This window comes from uncultured Faecalicoccus sp., from assembly GCF_944325745.1.
Lineage (GTDB): Bacteria > Bacillota_I > Bacilli_A > Erysipelotrichales > Erysipelotrichaceae > Faecalicoccus.
Genome location: NZ_CALVBG010000073.1, coordinates 1 through 5,179, shown reverse-complemented (window position 1 = coordinate 5,179; position 5,179 = coordinate 1). Strand labels below are relative to the sequence as shown.

The window sequence follows — 5,179 nt, the reverse complement described above, 5'->3', positions numbered from 1 at the left end:
CAGGTGTGGTCGTATTTTCGTGAGCTCCTTCAAAATACCCTTCACCAGGGACAAGCCCGTGATAAATGCCGGTCTGTTCCAATCCTAAAGAAGTGCAGTATTCATTGACCTTTTGTGCACCCTGGGTGGGATTGCCTTTTCCTATCATGGATATCAGAATGTTGTAAGATGTATTGTCACTATGAATGATCATGTTTTCCAAATAAGATTTACATTCATCTTCTTTTAAATTGCCTTCGTGGATCTCGTGATAAACCGCAGCCATCACAAAGATCTTGATGATCGAACAAGGATACATCGCATCATTTCCGGTTTGAATCAGCGTATCGGTCTTCAGATCTTTGAAATACACCTCTGAGAGACCGCTGTAATTCGATTGGATCGACTGGAATCGCTTTGTCAGTTCTTTGGTACTGATCTGGATCTTTCCACTTTTGTCAAATTGATAGAATGTACCATCAATTTCCACTTCGCCCGTGGCCATGGATCCATCTTTTAGAAAATAAGCCGTATAGGTGTCATCGCCATTTTTGATTTCGCAAAACGCATTTTGGACCATCGTTCCATCTTTTTGAAAGAAGTAACTTTCATCTTTGATCTCTTGGAGGCCAAAGACTTGTTTTCCATCTTCCGCAAAGTAATATGTCCCCTCATCAGTTTCTAAAAAACCCGTATGCATATAACCAGAATCGGGGTCAAAGTAGTACCAGTTTTTGTCGATCTTTGTCATGCCAGAAGCTTTTGAACCGTCGTCATGGATATAGATCTTATGATGGTCAAACAAAGAGACATCCTGAAATCCGGTTCGATGGATCATCAGCAGGGAACACAATAAAAAAAATAAACAAGCGATCAAAACTAAAAGCACGCGATATTGGTGAAGAAATGCGGTGATTTGTTGACGCGAAGGCATAGACGTTCAACCCCTTTTTAGTTATTATAGAACAAGAAAAAACTTTTTGTCAGAGAAAGAAGGATCTGAATTGGAAAATACAAAAGGAATCTTAGAGGTATTGCCGGACGGATTTGGCTTTTTAAGAGGAGAGAATTATCTGTCGACCGAAAATGATGTGTATGTGTCTCCCTCTCAAATCAAATCGTTACGCCTTCGTACCGGAGATGTGATCGAAGGGGAACCGCGCGAAAAAAAAGAGAATGAAAGATATCGTTCATTGATGCGGGTCGAAACGATCAATGACCATACGGTGGATGAAGCATTTCGGCGCAAGAAATTTGATCATTTGACACCCGTCTTTCCCAATAAAAAATTAAATATGGAGACCCCGGATGGGAATTTGGCAATGCGGATCATCGATTTATTGGCACCGATTGGAAAAGGTCAGCGTGGATTGATTGTTTCTCCGCCCAAGGCAGGGAAGACGACTTTACTGAAAAATGTCGCGAATTCTATCATCAAACGTACCCGAACCGTTAAGATGATCATCTTGTTGATTGATGAAAGACCGGAGGAAGTCACCGATTTCCGCGATTTTATCCGGGAGCACAAGGCCCAGGATCGGGTCGATGTGATCTATTCTACTTTTGATGAATTACCTGAACACCATACACGGGTAGCGGAAATGGTCTTGGAAAGAGCCAAGCGCTTGGTCGAACACGGCGAAGATGTCGTCGTTTTGTTGGACAGCATCACCCGCCTGGCAAGAGCCTATAATTTAACGAGCCAGACCAGCGGTCGTACGCTTTCAGGAGGATTGGATCCTGCTTCTTTGCATTTCCCAAAAAAATTCTTTGGGGCGGCCCGGAATACCCGCGAAAAAGAAGGAGGCTCGCTGACCATTCTGGCGACGGCCTTAGTGGATACCGGCAGCAAGATGGATGATGTGATCTATGAAGAGTTCAAAGGAACCGGGAATATGGAACTGGTCTTGAATCGTTCGATCTCAGAACGCCGGATCTTTCCGGCTGTTGATATCTTGAAGTCGGGAACAAGAAGAGAGGATCTGTTACTGACAAAATCAGAACAAGAAGCAGTATCTCGGATTCGCAAATCCATCAGCCGACTTGGCAGTGAAGATGCGACCGAAAGTATTCTCAGTTTATTTTCTACCTATAAGACCAACGAGGTCCTGGTCCAGCAGATCTTGGCTTCCCCGAATAAATAAAAGGCAACGCTCAGTTGCCTTTTATGTTCTATTTATTGATTTTTTCATCGATATCTTCGATCTGCGTTTCTAATTCCTGGATGAATTCTTCTTTTTGTGTAATCTGTTTTTCGATCTCTTTCATCTCTTGTTCCGAGACAAGTCCATACATGGATTCCTGCAGACGGCTGATCTGTTTTTTCTGGTTGTTGATCAGATCGAGCTTGCGCTGACGAGCCTCTTTCATACGATCTTGGCGCTGTTGGATACGCTGTGCATTGGCTTTGCCTAAACCGTCAAAGTAAATATCGTTGATTTCACGGAATTCGGCCCAGATCTTGTCATCTTTGTTCTTGCCGCAAGAACCGATGTTTTTCCATTTTACGGCTAATTCTTTCATGGTTGCCGTGTTTTCGCGAGAATAATCTTCACTGTCCTTGATTGCGCGAGCTTGCTCGATCAGGGCTTGTTTTTCTTTTAAGTTGGCATTTTGCTGTTCGTGAAGAGAATCATAAAATTCGTTGCGGCGAGAATAGAATTTTTGACGGGAAGCGTTGAATTCTTCCCATAGAGAATCATTTTCTTCTTTTCCCGCAAAACCAGCTTCACGCCATTCTGTCATCAGAGTGCGGAATTTTTCGGAAGTTTTTTTCCATTCGGAAGATTCTTCCAATGCTCTTGCCTTTTGGATCAATTCTTTTTTGATTTCTTTGGCTCTTTCAAAGTTTTCATGCATTGCTTCCCACGCTTCTTGTTTGCGGTCGTAGAAAGCTTGGCGAGCAGCTTGGAATTCTTCCCATAACGCATCATCTCGTTCTTTTCCGGCGCTGGCAATCTTTTTCCATTCTTCTAAAAGGTCTTGCTGGTCTTTGGTGGCTTGTTTCAAGTTATCTGATTTGACCAAAGCTTTTGCCTTTTCAATCAATTCTCGTTTTGCCGCTTCGCTTTCTTTTTCAGCTTCTTTATACTTGGCATAAAATACATCTAAGGCAGCCTCAAAACGATTTTTGAGGTCTTCCTCGTATTCGCTTTCCCAGTAATGGATCTGGCGCCATTTTTTACGCAATTGGTTGATATGACGATTTGCTTCCTGTGGGCTGTCGAATTCCTGACTCGATTCCGCCTCGGCTACAAGGGCTTCTTTCTTTTTGATGTCCTCATCCATATCATCGTACTTTTCTTCGAAGTAATTTTCGTTCATACTAGCACCCCCTGCTTTTTGATACATATATGAAGTATAACACAAAAAATCCCTTCATCTATAGAAAACGTTACTTTTTTTATGTGATTTAGAGGGAAGAATTTATCTTTATTTTTGCCAAAATATGGTATTTTTTTGCGAAGGGTGTTTCAATAGAGTCATAAGGAAGACGACTATGAAAGAAATGGAATTCAAGCTTTTGATCAACGGGCAAAGCTTAGACATTTATCAAATCAATCCCGCCCAAAAAATCAAAGGGATCGTTGTGATCGTGCATGGGATGGCAGAACATAAAGAGCGATATGCCAAGCTGATGCGTGCCTTAGCGCAAGACGGATGGGTTGCGCTGATCTATGATCAAAGAGGCCATGGAAGAAGTGTGAAAAGCTTGGAGGACCTGGGGTACATGGATGATCATCATGCGCAAAAGCTAGTGCGAGATCTGGCTGAGATCGTGACATATGCCAAAGGACAGGCCCCAAACAAACCCGTGATTTTGTTGGGGCATTCGATGGGGACCCTGGTGGCTCGCCTCTATCTTAAAAAGTACGACGACACAATTTCCAAATTAGTGTTGAGCGGAGCGGTGGCTTCCAATCCGCTGGCAATAGCGGGTAGCGGGCTCGCCATCCTTCTAGAAAAGATCCATGGTTCTAGATACCGCAGCGCTTTGATCCAAAAAATGGCTTTAGGGGCATACGACACAAAGTGTCCGGGCCAAGGTAAAAATCACTGGCTTTCTGTTAATGAAGAAAATGTCAAAGCTTATAATGAAGAACCTTTGGATGGATTTACGTTTACCCTGAATGGTTTTTTGAATCTGTTCTGGATGATCCGACATACCTATGATCGAAAAGGCTGGCAAGTCAAAAATCCGGATATAAAGATTCTTTTTTTAGCCGGAGAGGAAGATCCTGTGATCGGCTCTGTCAAAAAATGGCAAAAGGCACAAAAGGCCCTTTGCCAGGTAGGATATCGATTTGTTTCGGGGAAACTGTATCTTCATATGCGCCATGAGATCTTTCAGGAAAAAGAGGCGCAGCAGGTAATCGAAGATCTGTTGACTTTTATCAACGAATAACACTCTCAAGTGCTAAGCGGATCATCGCATCCATATCTTGTTCACGTTCTTGGCTGGTGAGCTCTTTGTCGGTATAGACAAAAGAATCACTGACCGTACAAAGACAAGCAGCTTTTTTGCCTAAGATGTCGGCGTTATGAAATAACGCAAAACTTTCCATCTCTACGGCAGAACAGCCATTTTTCTGGGCGAGACAGGCCGCTTTGTCGTCTTCATGATAAAACACGTCGCTGGAATGGATCCGAATGTGTTTTAACGGGATCTCTAAATGTTGGGCGGTTTGGTTGATGATCTGATTGAACTCTGTGTCTGGAAACTGTATCGATCTTGGATCATTGGATTGGCTTTTGGCATAGGAAGACTCTGACCATGCGGAATCGATCAGTAAAACATCTCGTAAATACAGATCCGGACTATAGGCGCCGCAAGAGCCAACACGAAGGATTTTTTCCACGTTATAAAAATGAAAGAGTTCATAAGAATAGATGCCGATACTGGGCATTCCCATGCCGGAACCCATGACAGAGATCTTTTGATCTTTATAGGTACCGGTATAACCAAGCATGTTGCGGACGCTGTTAAAACAGAGGGGATCCTTCAGATATTTCTGGGCGATGGCCTTGGCGCGCAAAGGATCTCCCGGCATCAAGACGACGGGAGCAATCTCACCAGGATGGGCTGAATTATGGGGTGTGCTCATACGATTCATTTCCTTTCTATTTCGGCTGGGGCAAGGCAGGGTTGCGTTATAGGGTAATCGTGCTATAATGTTTCCGATTAAGGAGATCGGAAGAG

At 43.3% G+C, this 5,179-nt stretch carries 5 protein-coding genes; 2 read left to right on the top strand and 3 right to left on the bottom strand.

The features are described 5' to 3' along the window. Positions 1-913 (bottom strand): serine hydrolase (locus Q0J48_RS06435; RefSeq protein WP_296242649.1); only part of this gene is annotated, 913 nt, incomplete at its 3' end. Positions 914-959: 46 nt separating this feature from the next. Here Q0J48_RS06435 and rho point away from each other — a divergent pair. Next, positions 960-2,123: a transcription termination factor Rho gene (gene rho / locus Q0J48_RS06430; protein WP_366937071.1), complete on the top strand. Its 1,164-nt coding sequence runs from the start codon at positions 960-962 to the stop codon at positions 2,121-2,123. A 28-nt stretch (positions 2,124-2,151) separates the two neighbouring features. Here rho and Q0J48_RS06425 read toward each other — a convergent pair whose 3' ends face one another. After that, positions 2,152-3,303, bottom strand: a complete 1,152-nt coding sequence (locus Q0J48_RS06425) for a DUF349 domain-containing protein (protein ID WP_296242645.1) — start codon at positions 3,301-3,303, stop codon at positions 2,152-2,154. A gap of 175 nt (positions 3,304-3,478) precedes the next feature. Here Q0J48_RS06425 and Q0J48_RS06420 point away from each other — a divergent pair, with 175 nt between their 5' ends. Further along, positions 3,479-4,384, top strand: a complete 906-nt coding sequence (locus Q0J48_RS06420) for an alpha/beta fold hydrolase (protein WP_296242643.1) — start codon at positions 3,479-3,481, stop codon at positions 4,382-4,384. Here Q0J48_RS06420 and deoD read toward each other — a convergent pair. Further along, positions 4,374-5,084, bottom strand: coding sequence for a purine-nucleoside phosphorylase (gene deoD, locus Q0J48_RS06415; protein WP_296242652.1), 711 nt, complete (start codon positions 5,082-5,084; stop codon positions 4,374-4,376). The genes Q0J48_RS06420 and deoD overlap by 11 nt on opposite strands. Between the last annotated feature and the right edge of the window lie 95 nt (positions 5,085-5,179).

Excerpts from the sequence above, each read along its gene's own strand:
- Q0J48_RS06425 (WP_296242645.1), bottom strand. The coding sequence starts at position 3,303 with ATGAACGAAAATTACTTCGAAGAAAAGTACGATGATATGGATGAGGAC.
- Q0J48_RS06420 (WP_296242643.1), top strand. The coding sequence starts at position 3,479 with ATGAAAGAAATGGAATTCAAGCTTTTGATCAACGGGCAAAGCTTAGAC.
- deoD (WP_296242652.1), bottom strand. The coding sequence starts at position 5,084 with ATGAGCACACCCCATAATTCAGCCCATCCTGGTGAGATTGCTCCCGTC.